General features: G+C 41.7%; 15 protein-coding genes. 2 read left to right on the top strand and 13 right to left on the bottom strand.

All coding sequences use genetic code 11. The features are described 5' to 3' along the window. Positions 1-81 precede the first annotated feature (81 nt). The 7 genes from rapZ to mazG form a co-directional block, all read right to left on the bottom strand. The gene (rapZ, locus tag Q0895_RS04925) at positions 82-1,050 is read right to left on the bottom strand and encodes an RNase adapter RapZ (RefSeq protein ID WP_143505702.1); all 969 of its coding nucleotides are present in this window, start codon (positions 1,048-1,050) and stop codon (positions 82-84) included. 266 nt (positions 1,051-1,316) lie between these two features. Beyond that, positions 1,317-2,195: a pantoate--beta-alanine ligase gene (panC, locus tag Q0895_RS04920; RefSeq protein WP_299185974.1), complete on the bottom strand. Its 879-nt coding sequence runs from the start codon at positions 2,193-2,195 to the stop codon at positions 1,317-1,319. Between the two features lie 51 nt (positions 2,196-2,246). After that, entirely contained in the window at positions 2,247-3,047 is an 801-nt protein-coding gene (gene panB, locus Q0895_RS04915; protein ID WP_299185972.1) for a 3-methyl-2-oxobutanoate hydroxymethyltransferase, read from the bottom strand. Positions 3,048-3,137: 90 nt separating this feature from the next. Then, entirely contained in the window at positions 3,138-3,668 is a 531-nt protein-coding gene (folK, locus tag Q0895_RS04910; protein WP_299185971.1) for a 2-amino-4-hydroxy-6-hydroxymethyldihydropteridine diphosphokinase, read from the bottom strand. Further along, positions 3,661-5,817, bottom strand: a complete 2,157-nt coding sequence (pcnB, locus tag Q0895_RS04905) for a polynucleotide adenylyltransferase PcnB (RefSeq protein ID WP_299185969.1) — start codon at positions 5,815-5,817, stop codon at positions 3,661-3,663. Before pcnB ends, folK begins: the two co-directional genes overlap by 8 nt. Before the next feature lie 166 nt (positions 5,818-5,983). Beyond that, positions 5,984-6,358: a ComEA family DNA-binding protein gene (locus Q0895_RS04900; RefSeq protein WP_299185967.1), complete on the bottom strand. Its 375-nt coding sequence runs from the start codon at positions 6,356-6,358 to the stop codon at positions 5,984-5,986. Then, positions 6,342-7,208 carry a nucleoside triphosphate pyrophosphohydrolase gene (gene mazG / locus Q0895_RS04895; protein ID WP_299185965.1) on the bottom strand — a complete coding sequence of 289 codons (867 nt, stop codon included), beginning with the start codon at positions 7,206-7,208 and terminating at the stop codon, positions 6,342-6,344. Before mazG ends, Q0895_RS04900 begins: the two co-directional genes overlap by 17 nt. Before the next feature lie 154 nt (positions 7,209-7,362). Here mazG and Q0895_RS04890 point away from each other — a divergent pair, with 154 nt between their 5' ends. Next, positions 7,363-8,850 (top strand): phosphomannomutase CpsG, encoded by a 1,488-nt coding sequence (locus tag Q0895_RS04890; protein WP_299185963.1) that lies wholly within the window; start codon positions 7,363-7,365, stop codon positions 8,848-8,850. Between the two features lie 7 nt (positions 8,851-8,857). On the opposite strand, the gene Q0895_RS04885 is transcribed toward Q0895_RS04890, so the two are convergent. The 4 genes from Q0895_RS04885 to galE all read right to left on the bottom strand — a co-directional run bounded on the left by Q0895_RS04885 (position 8,858) and on the right by galE (position 14,113). Beyond that, positions 8,858-10,240, bottom strand: a complete 1,383-nt coding sequence (locus tag Q0895_RS04885) for a UDP-glucose/GDP-mannose dehydrogenase family protein (RefSeq protein ID WP_299185960.1) — start codon at positions 10,238-10,240, stop codon at positions 8,858-8,860. A 96-nt stretch (positions 10,241-10,336) separates the two neighbouring features. Beyond that, complete coding sequence (pgi, locus tag Q0895_RS04880) at positions 10,337-12,010, bottom strand: glucose-6-phosphate isomerase (protein ID WP_299185958.1); 1,674 nt, start codon at positions 12,008-12,010, stop codon at positions 10,337-10,339. Between the two features lie 19 nt (positions 12,011-12,029). Beyond that, complete coding sequence (locus tag Q0895_RS04875; protein WP_299185955.1) at positions 12,030-12,923, bottom strand: UTP--glucose-1-phosphate uridylyltransferase; 894 nt, start codon at positions 12,921-12,923, stop codon at positions 12,030-12,032. A 146-nt stretch (positions 12,924-13,069) separates the two neighbouring features. After that, positions 13,070-14,113 carry a UDP-glucose 4-epimerase GalE gene (galE, locus tag Q0895_RS04870; RefSeq protein ID WP_299185953.1) on the bottom strand — a complete coding sequence of 348 codons (1,044 nt, stop codon included), beginning with the start codon at positions 14,111-14,113 and terminating at the stop codon, positions 13,070-13,072. A gap of 141 nt (positions 14,114-14,254) precedes the next feature. Here galE and Q0895_RS04865 point away from each other — a divergent pair, with 141 nt between their 5' ends. Beyond that, a complete protein-coding gene (locus Q0895_RS04865; RefSeq protein WP_299185952.1) occupies positions 14,255-15,268 on the top strand; it encodes a hypothetical protein in 1,014 nt (337 codons plus the stop codon). 1,062 nt (positions 15,269-16,330) lie between these two features. Here Q0895_RS04865 and Q0895_RS04860 read toward each other — a convergent pair. Continuing rightward, entirely contained in the window at positions 16,331-18,925 is a 2,595-nt protein-coding gene (locus Q0895_RS04860; protein ID WP_299185949.1) for a tetratricopeptide repeat protein, read from the bottom strand. Between the two features lie 5 nt (positions 18,926-18,930). Then, positions 18,931-19,974 (bottom strand): pseudaminic acid synthase, encoded by a 1,044-nt coding sequence (gene pseI / locus Q0895_RS04855; protein WP_299186235.1) that lies wholly within the window; start codon positions 19,972-19,974, stop codon positions 18,931-18,933. Between the last annotated feature and the right edge of the window lie 4 nt (positions 19,975-19,978).

Genomic DNA, 19,978 nt, shown 5'->3' with positions numbered 1-19,978 from the left:
GGGCGACCATTTGCACCAGCATGACCTCTATGTTGCATCATGAATATCGCCTACCTACTCATGCTACCAGCAGTCATAAAACTACCAACGGCGTTTTTCACGATGCTTGGCCACAACCGTCAAGCCTTGGGGCAGACTCTTTGCAAGATAATGTTGCAGCTGTTCAGTAATAAAGACTGAGCGATGCTTGCCGCCCGTACAGCCTATAGCGACTGTCACCGTATGACGATTGTTGTGCAAAAAATCTGGCAACCAACGATCCAAAAATGTAGCGATGTCATCGGTCATCTCGGCCACTTCTGGATAATCAGCGAAAAACTCACCAACCTTTGGATCAAGTCCGGTTGCCGTACGCAGCTCAGGATTCCAGTGCGGGTTTGGTAAAATTCTCACATCAAATATAAAATCAGCATCGATAGGACTGCCATATTTAAAACCAAAAGACAACAGATTGATCACAATCTTATTGTCTGCACCAATGTGATCTCGCAGACGATCTTTTAGCTGATGAATGTTTAATTTACTTGTATCAATTTTTATATCAGCATAACTGGCAATAGGCTCTAGTAACTCTTCTTCTTTTTTGATAGCAGCGGGCAGATTGTATGTCGGATAGGTAGAGCTTTCAAAATCTTGAGCCATTAAAGGATGGACGCGGCGAGTGGCATTGAAGCGTGCCACTAAAATAGCGTCTTGCGCGGTCACATAGATCACTTTAACCGTCTGTTCCCCGTAGGTTTGCTTTAGCACCTTATGAATAGAGGCAAACTTGCTCAAGTCTGCACGTGGAGTACGGATATCGACACCAAGGGCAATACGGCGAATACAACTCTCACCAACCAACTTATCAACGGCATTAGGTACCAAGGAAAGTGGTAAATTATCAATAGAGTAATAGCCCAAATCCTCTAAAATATTTAATACTGAGGTCTTACCTGATCCTGAACGTCCTGAGACCACAAGAATGCTGACACTATTGTCTTGTAACTTTTCTATTATTACTTGCTCTGATGTTACTTTGTTTTCTTGGTTTGGGCCTGCTGCTTCCATGATCCACCATCCTAGTTTGTTCAATCACTGACGCATACGTTGTATAGTCGATACCAAATAAAATCAATACGTTGTAACGCGATGCGCAACTGGTATAAATATTTCTTGCTCGCTGTGTCTACGCTGACAGAGGCTACAAAAAATTTATATCAGTCTCGCTGTATCGTTTTTATAGTGAATTGACTATATTTCATCATCTACTTTGTCTACGAGCATGTTAAGCGTTTTCTGTCTTTTTAGTATTACCACACGTTGTGAATCCATCATTAAAAAGACTCATTGATAGTGAAAAACTCGTTATCTAATAGACGGGCTCTTCCCAACCAAGCGGCAACTAAAATAATAAGCCGTTTGTCCGCTATATCAAAATCTTTAGCATCGATTATCGAATCTAGCTGATCAGTTTTTATCTCTAAATAATCAACCCTAAAACCAGCATCAGTAAGACGTAGGTGGGTCTCTACCAATGAGGCTTCTATCCTTTGCTGACTTAGCTTACCAGTTGCTAGCTGCTGAGCCAGACGTTGTAGCTCTTGATGTAGTACCGGTGCGATTTGACGCTCAGTGTTAGTTAGATACTGATTGCGCGAGGACAATGCTAAACCATCATCAGCACGGACAATAGGCGCGCCTATGATTTCAATTTGATAACTTAGGTCGCGTACTAACTGCTTAATAATTGCTAACTGCTGGTAGTCTTTTTGACCGAATACGGCCAGATCAGGTTGTATGATATTAAACAGTTTAGATACCACAGTCCCAACACCATCGAAGTGTCCAGGACGCGATTGACCACATAATTGCTTGGCAATAGACCCAGCAAGAACAGTAGTCGGTGGCGGCAATACAGGGTACATCTCATCGATACTCGGCGCAAAGACATAATCAGCATTGACGGTTGTCAGTTTTGCAACATCGCTATCAAGTGTGCGTGGATAACTGTCAAAATCCTCCCCTTCACCAAACTGAGTAGGATTGACAAAGATACTCACGATTACGATATCCGCGTGCTGCTTAGCAAGCGTTACTAGCTCAAGATGGCCTTCATGCAAATTGCCCATCGTTGCCACTAAAGCAATACGCTGTTGCCCACGATAACTCTGTAAAGCGGTACGCATCGCTGAGATATGATGAATGACTGGCATTATTAGATATTCTTCTCTATAAGCGTTAAAAGCAAAAGGTTAGGATACACCCTAACTAAACTGGTGCTGCTCTGCTGGAAAACTGCCTTCGCGTACTGACTGCTGATAAAGCGCAAAAGCGCCTTCAATACTATGTGTCGTATTGCGCTCATCGGTCAAAAAGTCATGGACAAATCGTGGAACTCGGCCATGCACCATACCTAGCATGTCATGCATAACCAATACTTGACCGTCCGTATCTGCACCTGCACCGATTCCGATCACCGGCACCGCAACCGCTTGTGTAACTGCTTTGGCAAGGTCAGCGGGCACACACTCTAGTACGAGTAGCGCCGCACCAGCAGCGACGACTGCTTTAGCATCAGACAGCAGTTTATCAGCGGCTGCATCACCGCGGCCTTGGATTTTATAACCACCAAAAATATTGACCGATTGCGGCGTCAAACCAAGATGCACACAAGTTGGCGTGCCTGCTTGCGCTAAGGTGGTAACCAACTCACAGAGCTCACGGCCGCCTTCAATCTTAATCACATGTGCCCCCGCTTGCATGAGCCTGCGACTATTGATGACTGCATCTGGTAGCGTCACATAGCTCATAAATGGCAAGTCAGCCAATATTAGGGCGCTGTCGTTGCTTCGCGCGACATTGGCAGTATGATATACCATATCGTCGACGGTAACTGGTAGGGTTGAGTCGTGGCCTTGGACGACCATACCCAAACTGTCTCCTATTAAGATAGTGTCAATCTGCGCCTTATCCATCATGCGTGCAAACATCGAGTCGTAACACGTCAGACACGTGAACTTAGTACCGTCTTTTTTAAATTTATTTAACGTAGATAATGTCGTCATATGAGCCTCAATTGCTTATCAATGTATCTAATTACCCGACTACCCATGTATTTATCTGACTATCAGTGTGCTACTACTTTTAATAAACACTCAATCTGCTGCTAGCTTCTTTAGGCCTGTCCAATCACTGCTGGGCACATAGCTATCTATAGGCTTGCCTGCAATGATAAGCTGTGGCGCTAACTCTTGTAGCGGTATTAAGACAAAATTACGCTCAGGCAGTCCAGCATGCGGTATGGTTAGTTGCGGCTCTGCAATTTGCGCTTCACCATATAATAAAATATCGACATCCAGACTACGTTCACCCCAACGTCTTATGCGTGCACGCTTAGCTTGCTCTTCTAGCTGCTGGCAAAATGCAAGCAACGCAAAAGGTGACAACGTTGTCTCAAAACCAGCGACCGCATTAACAAAGTCTGGCTGATCTTGCGGTCCCATCGGCACTGAGGCATAAAACGAAGAAACCCGAACGTCATATATTTGCTGATGCTCACCCAGCGCTGCAAGTGCTTGCTGCAAATGCTCTATAGGTGAACCTAATTCATTAGCCAGATTGCTACCTAGGCCTACATAGGCTGTCACCCACTTGGCATTGCCCCTATCGTTATTCATATTAGACATTATCAATACTGGGCTGACGACGACGGCGCTTCGATGGTACAGGGCCTTTCTCGTTATCGACTTGAGCGTATTTATTGGGTTTAGGCTTTGTTGTCTTTGCTGGCTTATTCTCTGTAGTAGATTCGGTACGTGCTACTGTCTTTTTGGCTTTCGTATCGACATCACGCTTAAACTGCTCTGCCGATTTCGGCGCTTTTTTGGCGTACTTAGTGGCAGTTTTTGATGCAGGCTCATTATTAGCGCTGATAGCAACACTGGGCTCACGGCGGCGACGCTTATGCGGTATCGGCTCGTTATTCACACTGACTAACGCGGGCGATCTTGCTATCGTTTGAGTGGCCTTTTCTTTAGGGGTAGAAGCTGATGGTTTGTCTTCTGAGTGCTCTGACTGATGCACTTCTTTATGAGCCGATGCGTTTTTGGTGATGGTCTTTTTTTGCTCAGGCTGTTGATGATGCTTAGCCTTATCACCATCCGTCTTAGGCTTATCGCTACCTGATAGCTGCTTTTGCAATGGCGGCACGACGCTTTGGTGTTCGATGACGAACAACGGCGCAGGTTGGGCGTTTTGCTGCTTATCCGTCGTTTGCTTATTGCTACTAGCAAGAGATAGCTTTTGTAACTGCGCAAGCTCATCAGTCGCTTGTTTTACTGGCTGCGTAACATCAGCCTTACTTTTATGGCTATCAGATTGCTTAGCCGTAGTCTGACTGGCAGCGCGGCGACGACGTGCTGGAATGTTTGACGAATCATTTGTCATTGTCTGATCACTATTACGGTTTTCGGCACTGCTGCTGGCTTTACCATTAGTCTTGCTGTGCGGTACGTTTTTTTGAGGCAGCGATTTATCAGCGGTATCGGCCTCTGATTTTTGACGATTGCGCCCGCGACCACGTTGACCTTTTTTATAAGCACCGCGGCGAATACTTTCATCAAAATCATCGATTGCTTGCTGCTGCTGACGCTCAGACAAGGTCTGATAAGTCTGCCACCACTCGCCCATACCATTGGTTGACTCTGATAACGGATGCTCAGCATCACCGCACTGCTCACGTAATAATAAAAAGTCAAAACCAGCGCGAAAACGAGGATGTTCAGAGAGCTGTACGATTTGCTTACTACGCGGGGCGGCAAGCTTTGGCTGCAAGATCCAAATGTCACGGATAAACTGTTCAGCGAACTTTGGAATCGCCGTCTTAATACGTTGACGATCGATAACTTTACCAGCAGCATACATCTGTGCTTCAGCGAAAGGCATATTTCGTTTTTTGGCTTTTTCTAACTGATGTAAATAATTTTCCCACAGTAGGGCTGCATAGAAAAACGCTGGGTTAATACTTTTGCCTGCCGCAATGCGCTTATCAGTATTGATGGCAACTTGTTTGACTAAGGCGCTTGGTTCAGATGGAGGATAAATGATAAGGCTATCAATCGCGCCCGACTCAAACAATAGAGGCAACAATGGTACTAAGTAGCCACCAGTAAACATCTTCTGCGTTTCATCATAAAGGCGATGCGGAGATATTTGGTCAAGCAGCGCCCAATTATCATCATGAAACTGCTCGGAGAGCTCTTTGTCAAATTCAAAGCCCAACTTGGCTTTAAAACGTAAGGCACGTAACAATCTTACTGGATCTTCTTCGATACGAACGGGAGCATGGCCTAATAGGCGAATGATTTTATTATCAATATCTTCAAGCGCCCCGCAAAAATCATGAACTACGCCTTTGAGTGGCTGGTAGTACAGCGCGTTGATAGAGAAATCACGACGAGAGAAATCTTTTTTGATATCGCCCCATACATTGTCACGCAAGATCATACCATCTTGATTGGTATTAGCGTTACTCGTCGGCGGCCCGCGGAACGTCGCCACTTCAATCAACTCGCGCCCTGAATACACATGCGCCAACTGAAAGCGGCGACCGATGATGCGGCAACGCTTGCCAAAGACGTCTTTGATCTCGTGCGGTTTGGCATCAGTGACCGCATCAAAGTCTTTTGGGCGTAGACCTAGCAAGGTATCGCGCACGCCGCCACCGACGATATAAGCATCGAACCCAGCACGGGTCAATGTCGCGATCACTTCAGTAATGGAATTGGGTAATTCAGATTTATTTAGCTCTAACTGCTTGGCGGCACGCTCGGCCATGCATCTACTCCTCGCCGGTATTCTTTAACCACCGCTGACGAACACAGCGTTTATCAGGCGGATGTACCCTCTAGTTTAACAAATTTTGCCGTTGCTGGGTGCGTTATGACATTTACTTACGTGCTATTTTGTCAATACTGGGGTTGATTAATGCCAAATAACCCTATTAATCTTGCACGCTTAGCCGTCCTCTGTTTTTTTCTACGTTTTTTTTGCCGACCCCTTTTACCCTTGCTAGCTCATCAACTGCCTCAAAGTCACCAAACATGTCACGATATAAAATAATCGCTTGGGCTTTATTACTGCCGATACCATGTAAGGTGACAAGCTCGCCCTCAGAAGCGCGATTGATATTGACGGTAGTTTGATCGCGCGCTTGTGTTTTGGCATTCTCTTGCGCTAAAAGGTACTTATAAGCACTTTGTGGATTATCAAAACAAGGCGCCGCATTCCCACTATTTGGCATCATAATAAGCAAAGCGAAGCCGAACGCAGCGTTCGTTATTAAATTGATGAACGAGGCTTTATGACGATCTTTCATGTCGTTTCGCCGCGTCCCATAAGGCATCCATCTCTGTTATATCACTGTCCTCGACACGCTTGCCAGCCGCTGCTAGCTGCTCTTCAATATAACCAAAGCGCGACTTAAATTTATGTACACAGGTCAGGGTTGCTGTCTCAGCATCAAGGTTGAGTTTGCGTGCGACGTTGACCAGCGCAAACATACAATCGCCCAGCTCTTTTTCAATCTCTCTATTATTGGCTTTAATTTCTACGCTGGACTTCTCTATTAGCTCAGCCTTTAACTCGTCAATCTCTTCCTCAAGTTTTTCAAAAGCGCCTACTACGCCCTCCCAATCAAAGCCTAATTTTGATGCCTGCTTTTGTACATCTTGCGCTTGTATCAAAGCACTTCCTGCTTTGATATTATCCAAACGACGCTTTAATTTGCCCCGTGCCTCGCGCGCTTGCTGCTCCTCCAATTTAATCTCATCCCAGCGCGCTTTAACCGCCGCTTCGTCTGTTAGGGATTCAGCTTCAAACACATGCGGATGACGGCGAATCAGTTTTTCTTGGAGGGTAGTAATGACGTCACCTACATCGAAACGCCCTTGCTCAGCGTACATCTGGCAATGAAAGACAACTTGTAGCAGCACATCACCAAGCTCACCTTTGATATCTTCGTCATCATCACTTTGTACCGCTTCACCCAGTTCATAAGCTTCTTCTATGGCATAAGGAATAAGGCTATGATTGTCTTGTTTTTTGTCCCACGGACAGTCCGCTCGTAGCCGCGCCATCAGTGCTAACAAGTCATTAAGTTGACCACTGGCTTTTGGAGTGCCTTGTACAGGTTTGGGTGCTGATATTTTATTTTTTACAGTACTCATAAAGGATGCTCTTATACTTTTATTTGTTATTGGATAGAATAACGTTAATTTCATAACGATTTTTTCGTTAGTGTAGCATTGAACGCTGATTGGCTTATAATTGTGCTATCTATTGTGAACTTATTACTGCTTTAGCGTAAGGAATTCTACCATTATGTCTACTTCTGCGACCCTGAGCTACCAGCCAGCGACCGATTTTGACCCTATTACTATCAGCTCATTTAAAGCTTATGATATTCGCGGTGAGCTTGGTGTCAACCTAGACGAAGCAATCGCTTATCGTATTGGACGCGCTTTTGCACAGATTTTATATCAGCGTTATCACGCAGCAGCCGCTCAGCAAGATAACGATATGACAGACTTACAACCTGCTATCGTTATCGGTAGTGATATTCGCCACTCAAGCGAGCAGTTAAAACAAGCGACGCTTAAAGGCATCATCGACGCAGGTGTCGATGTCATCGATTTGGGCATGACTGGAACAGAAGAAGTGTATTTTGCCACCAGTCACTATCAGGCATTAGGCGGTATTGAAGTCACGGCAAGCCATAATCCTATTAACTATAATGGACTAAAACTGGTCAAGGAGCACTCAAAACCCATTAGCGCTGATGAGGGTCTGGCAGAGATTCAAGCTTTAGCAGAATCGGGACAATTCACCACTGATCACTTGGCAGGAAAATTACAATTATTGGCTGATAAAAGCGCCTATGTTGATCACGTTATCAACTTTATCGATACTGATAAGCTTAAACCACTTAAATTGGTTATTAACTCAGGTAACGGCAGTGCAGGCCCTGTCGTTGATCTATTGATTGAGAAGCTTGCACAAGCGGGCGCACCGATTGAAGTCCTTAAACTGCATCATACCCCCGATGGTAGCTTCCCCAACGGCATCCCCAATCCTATGATTGAAGCCAATAGAGTCGCTACCCAGCAAGCTGTCTTAGAAAACAAAGCTGATCTCGGCATTGCCTTCGATGGCGACTTTGACCGCTGTTTTTTATTCGATGAGAATGGTGAATTCATCGATGGTAGCTACGTCGTTGGCATGCTGGCGCAGGCTTTTTTAAATAAATATCCAAATGAGTCCATCGTCTACGATCCGCGGGTCATATATAACACCGAAGCCGTGATCAATGAACATAATGGCAAGGCGGTCATCAGTAAGTCTGGACACTCGTTTATCAAGCAAGTCATGCGCGAGTCGGGCGCAATCTATGGCGGCGAGATGTCCGCCCATCACTATTTTCGTGACTTTTTCTATTGCGACAGCGGTATGATTCCATGGCTTTTGACCATTGAGCTATTATCCACTACTGGTAAGACGCTATCAGAGTTGGTCACAGGCTATATTCAAGCGTATCCTAGCTCAGGTGAGCTCAACTTTCGTCTGACTACTCATGATGCACCAACTATCATTCGCGCTATCGAAGACAAGTTTGACGCTCAAAATCCCACTAAATCAATGCTTGATGGCCTAAGTCTTAACTTTGGGGAGTGGCGACTTAATCTACGAGCATCGAACACCGAACCGCTGATCAGGCTTAATATCGAAACCCGTGGTGATAAGTCGTTGTTAGCCGATAAGGTAAGAGAAATACAGGAATGGCTTGAAGCACAAGGCGCGGTGTTGGCTTAAACGCGTATTATTTAGCCCGACCAATACCCATATATCCGCCAATTAAACTGTCAATTTGCGTAAACGTTAATGCGTTTTGGGCATCAAAAATAGGTTGCGCTGTGTGGTTGATTTGATTCACATCCAAGTCACTGTCTAATGGCCAACTCATGATAAACAAGGCTTGGGTATCATCAAGTCTTGCATAAGGATCATCAACCAACACTAATAAAGGCTGCTTGCCATATAGTGTCTCTAACTCAGTCTGTGCTTTTTCGCTATAGACCAGCGTCTGAATATTATAAGACCAAAGCAGCGCTAACAGTGGATGGATAGCAGATCCTACGGTACGCCCTGAGCCTGACTTATAACTACCGCCCCAAATCATCACGGTCTTGTTATCAATAAAACCATCGAAATATTGCCAGAACTTACGGAATATCAGCTCTTTTTGATCTTCATTGATATCGATCACTGATTGTAGAAGGGGCATATCCACACGACTCGCCTGCCCCGACTCATTTAGTTGCAAGAGCTCAGTCGGCAGCGTATTACCACCAAAGCCCCAGCCTGCTTGCAAATAGCTACTCCCAACGCGCTCATCTAATCCCATGATGTGACTGACTTGCTGAATATCGACATCGTGACTATCAGCAAGGCGCGACATCTCATTCATAAAGCTTACTCGCGTCGCCAGCATACTCATGATACTGCTACGGGCAAACTCTATCGTAGCGACATCCGCACAATGACGGGCATGAGCTTGTTGCATTAATGGCTGTAAGACCTTTAAATGCTGGCTGTTGCTATCTGCTGTCTTTTCGCCAAGTAGCCACAAGGAAGGATTCAACATCGAGCTATAGGCATCACCATCTTGTAAGAATACAAAGGGTATATAGTATACCCATGCTCGCTGTAAGCGCTGGCTAAGTGCTGAGATATGCCCTAACTGCTCAATGCCACTTATAATCACAGATATGGTCTGCTGATGACTGTGATTGAAGGCAGTAATCCAGCTCTCCTCTGGCCATACTGACTTTATGCTGTCCAAAAACAGCCAATAAAGCGCCACTTTTGTGTGTTGCTCGTTACCCTGATGACTAGCATGATGACCTGTCGTTTCATCTGTTGCTTCATAGATTTGCAACAGCTTGTCAGCACTGCTTGGCAACGCTTGACTGACGATCTGCTTTTGCTGATCATACATCTGCCACAGCGCCTGCAAATGACGCTCAAAGCTATATTGCTGCAACTGCTGCTCTAGCATCTCTATGTCTGCATATAAGTGTACAGTCTGTCCTAAGCTTGCCAGCACTACAGCACTGGTAATGGCTTCGACACCATGACCAACGATGACGCAGACTGCAGATTCTTTATTGATATTATTGGCGTGGCTTGGATTGATAGACATCTTATATCCTTATTATGATGGTGCATGGAATGCACCCTACGATAGCTGAGTTAGAAACCCAGTCTGCGATGGCTTCATCATTAAACCTACGATAGCTTAAGACAACCGCTTAATATGCTCTAAAAGCTGATCCGTAGAAGTATCAAACTGACTACTATCTTCTTGTTGCATGGCATGATGCACTGACTTAGCCATCTGCTTACCCATCTCAACGCCCCACTGATCAAACGGATTGATGTCCCAAATACTGGCCATGACATAGACCTTGTGCTCATAGAGCGCAACCAGCGCTCCTAAGCTATGCGGTGTCAGCTCATCGATAAGTAGCGTCGTCGATGGCTGATTGCCGTGATAGTACTTATACTTGTCCGCCTCAGTTATGACAGTAGCATCAGTGATAGTATTTTCAATCGCGGCATTACCAAAGGCTAACACGCGGCTTTGCGCCAGACAATTCGCTAGCGATAGCTCGTGCTGCTGCTGCAAAGGGGCATTGTGTACCTTATCACTATAACGACGCACGCATGCGATAAAGTCGCAAGAAACCTGCTGCGTCCCTTGGTGTAGCAATTGGTAAAATGCATGTTGCGCATTGGAGCCAATCTCGCCCCACAGAATCGGACAGGTATTGTAATCAATGTGATTGCCATGTCGGGTAACCGACTTACCATTGCTCTCCATCTCAAGCTGGGTTAAGTAGCTTGGCAAGTAGTTTAACCGCCCATCATAGGGCAATACGGTATGAGCGTTTACTTGTAAAAAAGTACTATTCCAAACGGCAATCAGGCCCAATAACACAGGTAAGTTTTGGGAAAAATCAGCCTGCGCAAAGTGCTCATCCATACTGTGGGCCCCAGCAAGTAAAGCTTTGAAGTTGGGCATACCAATGCGAATAGCAGTCGCCAGTCCAATCGCTGACCACAACGAAAACCGTCCTCCCACCCACTCCCAAAGCTGGAGCTGATGCTCAGGATGGATACCCCATGCGCTCATCTTGTCACAGTTGGCCGAGATACCGATGAAGTGACGACGCAACACACAGCCCTCTGTCCCATCACGGCGCTTGGCAGTGGCAAGCAGCCATGACAATGCCGTCTTCGCATTAGATAGCGTATCAACAGTACCAAAAGACTTAGAAGAGATGATGAATAAAGTGGTCTCAGGATTTAGATGCTTGAGCAGATGATCAAGATGAGTGCCATCCATGTTGGAGACAAAGTGTACTTCAATGTCAGTATCTGTCCACTCATCCAGCGCGGTCGTCGCCATCAGTGGCCCCAAATCTGAGCCACCAACGCCGATATTGACGACATCGGTGATGGCCTTGCCTGAAAATCCGCGCCATATACCATTACGCACTCGCTCAGATAACCTAGCAACCTGCGCCAGACTATGATGCACATCAGCAACGACATTTTGCTCATCGACTTGTAGCTTCGCTGTCTCAGGCAAGCGTAACGCGGTATGCAAGGCTGCACGCTGTTCACTGGTATTGACCATCGCCCCTTGTAATAGTGCTGTAATACGAGCCGATAAATCGCAGCTATCGGCCAGACTCAATAGGTTAGATAACACTGTCTCATCGATACGCTGTTTGCTATAGTCCATATAGAGCGCGCCCGCTTGCGTGCTAAAACGTAATGCACGCTCCTCGTCTTGTGCAAACAACGTCGTAAGTGACCAAGGCTGCGCTGCTAACGTTTGCAACTGCTGCCAGTACTTAGAGCTGCGAGCACTGCGATAGAGCTCGTCGTCCTTGATATTATCCATTAGTGTGATTACCTATCAGTTATTCATCTTTTGCTAATTGCTGTTCGGCAAAATAGATAAACGCTTGCATATATGAGCGCATATCCCCTGCATCATAGCTAGCGCCGCGCATGGTCGTGACATTGACACCGTATTCGTTGATAAGGGCATCAATGGCATCGGTCAGCTGGATTTCACCGCCGACAGAAGCCGTCGTATTGGCCAGATAATCGAATATTTGATTGCTAAATACATAACGACCAACCACCGCTAAGTTGGATGGTGCATCGTCTAAACTCGGCTTTTCTACAAAGCCTGCGACTCTAAAGCTGGTATTACTATCTTTTGTAACAGACTTATCGTCGACATCTTTGGTAGCATTATTCTTTAACTTAGCGATACCGTATTTATGCACATCTTCATCAGCGACTTGATCGACCAGGATTTGTGAATGGCTGTCTGTAGCAAAGGCATCCATCATAAAGGCCAAATTGTCAGTAGACATATCAGTGGTAAAGGGGTCGAGGACGACATCTGGCAGCAAGACAGCAAAATCATGGGCGCCTATAATGGGACGCGCGGCCAATACCGCATGGCCCAGACCTAATGGCTTGCCCTGACGGATCATCGATACCGTCACATCCTCTGGTAGCCAGTTGAGACTGTCCGCCAGCTCGTCCTTACCTTTATGACGCAGTTGGTTATCCAGCTCAGCATTGATATCGAAGTAGTTTTCAATCGCGCTTTTTTGCGCGTGGCCGACCAAGACAATATGCTTGATACCGGCAGCAATCGCTTCTTCAACGACATAATGAATGGCAGGACGATTGCCCAGTGGCAGTAGCTCTTTGGGCACGGATTTGGACAGTGGCAGCATACGGGTGCCAAAGCCTGCGACGGGGATGACGGCGTGGGTGATGGTAGATGTAGGCATAGTAATAAAAAGTCTAATAGAAAATTAATTCATTACTATAAACCAATAAATTCAACAATGCGTTGTAACCATTTATCATAATTGTAATTTTGCAATACATGATCACTGGCGTAACGCATCCTAAGACAGTTATCTTTTAGTATAAATTAAGGTGCCCGGTACCCATTCGGATTCATACTTTGCCAACGCCATGTATCTTTACACATATCTATAATAGATAGCTTAGCTTGCCAACCAAATAATGTTTTTGCTTTATCAGCACTAGCATAGCAGCTGGCGATATCGCCTACGCGGCGATCAGTAAACTGATAAGGCACTGTTTGATCAGTGACATCTGCAAACGCATTAACCAACTCTAAGACTGAGCTACCTTTACCCGTGCCTAGATTAATCGGTAAAAAGCCAATGGCATCATTATTACAGAGAGCCAACTGTTTAAGATAATCAAGGGCTGCGACATGACCGGCTGCTAAGTCAGTGACATGGATAAAGTCACGCACGCCAGTACCATCGACGGTAGGATAGTCATTGCCAAAGATACTGAGCTTTTCAAGCTTGCCTACCGCTACTTGCGAGATATATGGCATTAAGTTATTCGGCATATCGTTAGGGTCTTCACCGATCTGCCCTGAGGGATGCGCCCCTACTGGGTTAAAGTATCTTAAAGAAATCAAGTTCCAGCTCTTGTCTGTTACTGATAAGTCTTCTAAGATGTGCTCGACAGCAAGTTTGCTTTGCCCATAAGGATTGGTACAAGAGCGCGGTGCAGTCTCATCAATAGGCAGAGTATTAGGGTCGCCATAGACAGTCGCAGAGGACGAAAAAATAAGATTTTTGACGTTATGCTCCATCATGACTTCTAACAAGGTAATCGTACCACTGACATTATTATTATAATACAGTAGTGGCTTGGCGACTGACTCACCGACTGCTTTTAATCCCGCAAAATGTATGACACCAAAGAAGGCATGATCGGCAAAGACTTGTCTGAGGCTCTCAGCATCACGGATATCGCCTTCGATAAACGCAAGCGGCTGACCAATGATGGTCGAGACGCGATTGATGGCTTCGCGGCTGCTGTTGGATAGGTTGTCGTAGACTACTATCTCGTAGCCTGCTTCATGCAGGGCAATACAAGTATGAGAGCCGATATAGCCAGCTCCGCCAGTTACTAATATCTTGTTTTTCATAAAATCAGCCGAGACGTTTTAAAACATACATTTATTGTAATAGTAAAGGTCACTATACTGAGAATCGCACTATATTACCAACACAATGAATCTAGTCTCTTGAAGATAAGATATTTCATCCACTAGGACGCTAACCATACTATGAAATTTAATTCTTACATCCAGCCTTTGTTATCAGGCTATTATGAGCACTATCATCATCCTAAGCAGCGTTTAGCGTTAGTAGTCGGTATGCAGCCGTGGCGTGATATGGTGGGCGACTGGGTGTTTGAGCCAGCGCATATACAGATACAGCGACACTTTAGTAAACGCTACTTTAAGCTATGGTTAAAACCTTTTATCAAACTTGTAAATCCTGTCATTTATATCTGGGGTTATAAGGCGCCTGATTATTTCATTGAATATATACGTGAGCAAAATCTAGATGTGTTTTTTTTGGAAGATGGCTTTATCCGTTCAGGTCCTGATGATGATAGCAGCGCTCCGCCATTATCTATCGTCATGGACAGCCAAGCGCCCTACTTTGATACCACTCGTCCAAATGACTTGACAGATTTAATTGCCAATTTTGACTTTGAACAGGATGGTTATGATGAAGCATTGGCGCAGGAAATACTAGATTATTACGTATCCAAACGTGTGAGCAAATATAATCATCAGTCCTATGTGGATATCACACCAATATATGGGGTTAAGAATAGCAAGCGAGTGTTGGTATTAGGACAGGTACCGCATGATGATTCGTTAAAGTACGGTGGCGGTGAGGGTATTACACTGCTCGATGTGGTCAATAAGGCGATTGAAGAAAATCCTGATGCACAGATTATTGTGAAACCGCATCCAATGACACTTGATGATCCGTCTATCGTCCATGTGCTCATTGAGCTAGATTGTCTTATCCTTACCCAGTCTATTCATTTAGTGGATGCATTGGAAACCATCGATCACGTCTATACGATTACCTCATTAGGTGGGTTTGAGGCGTTACTCAGAGGAAAAAAGGTCACCGTATTAGGGCGACCTTTTTATTATGAACTTACTTTTCCTAGTCTTTGCAATATAGGCTCAGTTGTATCAGAAAAGAAAATTTTAAAGATCTTTGTAACTTGTACAATTCTATATTCAAATTTTTATTTAGATAAAAAAATACATTAATACACTTCTAAATTATCAAAGATAGTCATGCACAGGTTGAACCTTGATGTAGATGACACAATATGCCGCCCTAAGATTTTCGTCGAACAAAATTTCTAACGCAATATAACAATTAAAATACAAAACCACATATTTAAAGTTACAAAGTGAACCGTCTACTTGTTAGTTTAAACGCCGAACACAAATTTCTAAAACACCTATATGTAATTATAGTAGGCTACATAGACTTTCTTTACTCATTTCAACATACCTAGTTTGTCCATAATCGATAGTATGTATATTTGGACGTTTAGCTCGTGAAAGAGCACTACAAAAAGGTAGAATATAAGCGTCTATGTGATGGTGATTTGAAACGTTAACATATATATCTACATGAGATTTTTTTTCGTTTGAGCGTATTATTTTGCTAATACCATACATTTTATCAACGTCTAAACTAATTGACTTTAAATAGTTGCACTATCAAGATAGATTTGAGGACATTCTGCAATAATCTTACTATAAGCAGTATTACTAAGTGCCAACGCTACATATCCACCCATGCTTGATCCATAAATAGTCACTGATTCGTAGTTTACTGAATATTTGGAAATAAATACACTCTTTAATTATATTTAACCCTTCATTATTATTAATAGAGTGAATAAACCAACTCCCACCAAATGGTCTAGTTTCATTAAAATAAAGATCGGACAAATATAAACCGTCATACTAAATTGGTACTGACAGATATCAACTTATGCGTGCATAGCAAGTTTTTGGCGAGTCTATTTGCTTAATTGCTGACGGTAATAAAACTAAAAGTTTACACTCGCCTTTTCTGATTAATCTATGTTGACTCCACTTACTCACAATCAATTAAATTTTTTAAATCCTTGTCCGAAACGTATCTAATAATACCACCCTTTTCCCTATCAACCTTTAACTCCATGTTTGTAATTTTAAATATGGATCGGTTACTAATTCTAATAGGTACAATTACTTATAAAGGCAATACAAATTGAGGGGATTCAGTAACTTGCATTACAAAAATTAATAGTTAGTTTAGAAAAACCTAGAAAATTAATCTTTCTTAATATCCAAGATATAACTTCTTATTTTACTAATAATAGATTTTTGAGCTTCATAGTTACTTACATCTCTATCTGCTCTTATATGTTTTACATCTTTAAACCATAAATCACTCCCATCCATAAGTACTCTCCAATCTATTTCTCGACTATTAGAAGTGAGTAAGGTAGGAGCACCAACTAAACCGGCAAACTCAGCTATCACCGTTGCAGGAGAGATTATAAGATCTAAATTAGCTATTAAAGCGGCTAAACCTTCAAAATCATTTTTCAAATCCAGACCTTTAGGGTTATGAATCGTCACCCCATATTTTTCTTTGACAAAGTCAATATCCTTTTCATAACCAGCATATTGAAGGTTAATAAAATTAATACCTTTGAGCCTGAATACATCGCCCCACATTTCTATTTCAGTATAATGCACATTTCTAGTAAAGTCAGTCAACCCACTTTTCCAACATATGCCTATATTTATATTTTTATCTAACTTGGACAACCAGTTCTTCCAAATCTTACTTCTAATCGGACATATATCGATAACATTACTATTATGAGAATTAATAAAGTTATAAGTTGATTGTCTAAACTCTGCAAGTACATCAGACATTAAGCAAACTTGATCGAAGTTGTCGATGTCTCTATAAATGTTGTTGTCTACCACTTGCGTTAATAACGTATTTGGTATCTCATCTATTTTTTTTAAAATTTCGCTGTTAACAATTCCTCTTATTCTACGATGAACAGGGATAAAATTGATATTTTTCCATGTACGATTAAAAAGACTAAATAATCTTGGTTCACAAGTTATTGTAATATTGGAAAAATTTTTTTCTAAATCAGAATATATAGATGACCATCTAATCTCATCTCCTGGACCCCATTCAGCTAATATTAGTAAATTACTATTTGGATTAAGCTTACTCAAACTTGGGTTATAATGAATTTTTAGATTATTTTTAAGGCATTTACTAATATTTCTTTCCGAGAATATACGCCATGCTTTCCCTAAATTACCTTTAGAGTACTCTAAGTTTCTTCTTACCAAATGACTTTTATCTATATTAACTGAGTCAACTAGCACATCTAAACTTGATTCAACTATACTGTCAGCAGAATCGTAATTTCCTGACTCTAAATATGATCTTGCTAAATTAAGCTTGGCATCAATATCTTTAGGTTTAATTTGAAGATATTGTGAATAAAAAAGAATAGCATCACTATAGTTTTGAGACCATAGATTGTAATAGCCTAGCCATTTAAGTGCTTTATGATGAGGCAAAGTATCATAAGCTTCAAGAAATAACTTTCCTGATTCTTCTTTATTTCCTTGCAATATTAGAAACCTTGCTTTCAACAAAAGCATAGACTGGTAGTATTTAGTAACTCTTTGATTATTATCAAAACTTTTATCATAAACCTTGCTTATCTTAATAATCTTTATACAACGACTAATATAAGAGTTCAAATCCTCTATTTCTTCCTCAGAAGCAAACTGAAAGATAGCTTCATAAGATTTATAGAAATCCGGTCTTAAACTTTTTATTATTCTGTAATTAGTAACAATATACTTATCTTTTTGACCATTAGCTAAGTAACAAACTGATAACATATATTGATAATTAGCAAGTTCAACTATCTTATCTATTTTTGGTAATCCAAGTTTATATTGAATATTTTTAAAGAGTTCTTTGTTGGAATTAAAATCAAACTTATTATTAAAAAATGCATTAACTGTTTTTTTTAATGAGGTTTGTGCAGGATGAATCTTTATAGCAGATTCAATATAATCAATAGCTCTCTCAAACTTCATTTGATTGTAAAGTACAATCCCTATTAAATACTCTGTAGAGTAATCTTTTTTAATTTTCTTTGCTTTTATTAAAGTTGCAAAGGCATTCTCATTATCAAACGATTTATAGTAAGCAATTCCGAGTTTTCTCAACTCTGTATAGTCTGATGGAAAAATTTTCAAGTAATTCTTAAGAAGAACTATGGCTATATTATAGTCAGCTTTATTAAATGCCTTATTTATCTCTGCCTTAAGTGACCTAGGATTATCACTTAAATAGTATGCTAATAGATCATACTTAGTTTGAGAATTATAATTGATTTCATAGGTTATAATATTTTGAGTACTTTTAATGCTCTCTGGAAAGATTTTCTTTACCTTTTTCAAGGTATCAATAGTAAGCTTACTATCACCTACCTTCCTAGATAATTTAGCAAATAAAATGTACGCTGGATAACTATCCAAAACTATATTATCTCTTATATTTTTTAGATAAGTTTCGTCATTATGGTAATGAATAAAATCGTATGTGTCTATAACATTAGATTTATATATAATTCTATTAAGAAATCTGTAAATATATAGATTATCTAATAGATCACTGTATGTTTCTCCAAGTCCTAAGTAATTACTTATATTACTTTTGTCTAGGAAGAATTTACATTCAATAAATCTCTTATTCTTTATAAAAATAATAGGCTTATTGAGATTAAACTTGTAATTACAGACTCTAATTATTTCATCATAATAATTAGAGTCTATATCCACAAATATAAGACTTAACTTTTTATTTTTCATATAATTCAGTCATTATCAATGAGATTCCACTTAAAAGGAGTACCCGCTTTGATATCTACATTTACCTTCTTGCCAATAATATCATGAAGGTATTTCGGACTTATCCCATATCCTGGACGTATACTTCTAACGTTTTCCATATCGAGAATTTCACCCACTTTTATATCTTTCACAAGATAAAGAGATCTGCGAAATTTAACAGAGGCTTTTTCATCTGACTTCAATCCATAGTTCACCTCTCCTAATGCATAGAATGCTTCTTTAGAAGATATACATAATGCTTCTAACTCTGATTCTTCTAATGAAAAGCTATCATCAGGACCACCACCACTTCTATCTAAAGTGACATGCTTTTCAATAACGCGTGCACCTAAGACCACACTTGCTATAGCTGTAGTATTACTTATAGTATGATCAGATAAGCCAACTAAACATCCAAACCTTCGTTGCATGTCAGGTATTGTGCGTAGGTTATAGTCTTCAGACTTAGCCGGATAACTACTGACACAGTGTAGTATGACTAAATCTTTGCATCCACCAGACCTAGCAGCAGCTATTGCTTCTGCTATTTCTTCTGCATCTGCCATACCCGTAGATATGATCATTGGCTTCCCTGTGGAAGCGACATACTTTATTAAAGGTATGTCTACTGCTTCAAAACTAGCAATCTTATAAGCTGGAGCATTAAGATCTTCTAATAAGTCTACTGCCGTAAAGTCAAATGGTGAGCTAAATACAGTTATACCTTCACTTTTAGCCTTTTCAAAAATTGGTTTATGCCACTCCCAAGGAGTGTAAGCAGATTTGTACAAGTCATACAAGCTATTACCATCCCATAAACCACCACGTATCATAAAGTCTTCTGATTTTGAATCAAAAGTAATAGTGTCTGGAGTATAAGTTTGAAGTTTTACTGCATCCGCACCGCTTCTTTTAGCCATTTCAATAATTCTAAAAGCATTATTAATATCGCCATTATGGTTAGCTGACATTTCTGCAATTATATATGGAGGGAAGTCTTTACCAATTTTACGCCCATCTATTTCCATCATA

Origin of the sequence: uncultured Psychrobacter sp., assembly GCF_947495825.1 — a bacterium.
GTDB lineage: Bacteria > Pseudomonadota > Gammaproteobacteria > Pseudomonadales > Moraxellaceae > Psychrobacter.
This window is presented reverse-complemented; position numbering and strand designations above follow the sequence as displayed.

What these genes read in the sequence shown, in the direction of transcription:
- rapZ (WP_143505702.1), bottom strand. Translation starts at nt 1,050, where the DNA reads ATGGAAGCAGCAGGCCCAAACCAAGAAAACAAAGTAACATCAGAGCAA.
- panC (WP_299185974.1), bottom strand. Translation starts at nt 2,195, where the DNA reads ATGCCAGTCATTCATCATATCTCAGCGATGCGTACCGCTTTACAGAGT.
- panB (WP_299185972.1), bottom strand. Translation starts at nt 3,047, where the DNA reads ATGACGACATTATCTACGTTAAATAAATTTAAAAAAGACGGTACTAAG.
- folK (WP_299185971.1), bottom strand. Translation starts at nt 3,668, where the DNA reads ATGTCTAATATGAATAACGATAGGGGCAATGCCAAGTGGGTGACAGCC.
- pcnB (WP_299185969.1), bottom strand. Translation starts at nt 5,817, where the DNA reads ATGGCCGAGCGTGCCGCCAAGCAGTTAGAGCTAAATAAATCTGAATTA.
- Q0895_RS04900 (WP_299185967.1), bottom strand. Translation starts at nt 6,358, where the DNA reads ATGAAAGATCGTCATAAAGCCTCGTTCATCAATTTAATAACGAACGCT.
- mazG (WP_299185965.1), bottom strand. Translation starts at nt 7,208, where the DNA reads ATGAGTACTGTAAAAAATAAAATATCAGCACCCAAACCTGTACAAGGC.
- Q0895_RS04890 (WP_299185963.1), top strand. Translation starts at nt 7,363, where the DNA reads ATGTCTACTTCTGCGACCCTGAGCTACCAGCCAGCGACCGATTTTGAC.
- Q0895_RS04885 (WP_299185960.1), bottom strand. Translation starts at nt 10,240, where the DNA reads ATGTCTATCAATCCAAGCCACGCCAATAATATCAATAAAGAATCTGCA.
- pgi (WP_299185958.1), bottom strand. Translation starts at nt 12,010, where the DNA reads ATGGATAATATCAAGGACGACGAGCTCTATCGCAGTGCTCGCAGCTCT.
- Q0895_RS04875 (WP_299185955.1), bottom strand. Translation starts at nt 12,923, where the DNA reads ATGCCTACATCTACCATCACCCACGCCGTCATCCCCGTCGCAGGCTTT.
- galE (WP_299185953.1), bottom strand. Translation starts at nt 14,113, where the DNA reads ATGAAAAACAAGATATTAGTAACTGGCGGAGCTGGCTATATCGGCTCT.
- Q0895_RS04865 (WP_299185952.1), top strand. Translation starts at nt 14,255, where the DNA reads ATGAAATTTAATTCTTACATCCAGCCTTTGTTATCAGGCTATTATGAG.
- Q0895_RS04860 (WP_299185949.1), bottom strand. Translation starts at nt 18,925, where the DNA reads ATGAAAAATAAAAAGTTAAGTCTTATATTTGTGGATATAGACTCTAAT.
- pseI (WP_299186235.1), bottom strand. Translation starts at nt 19,974, where the DNA reads ATGGAAATAGATGGGCGTAAAATTGGTAAAGACTTCCCTCCATATATA.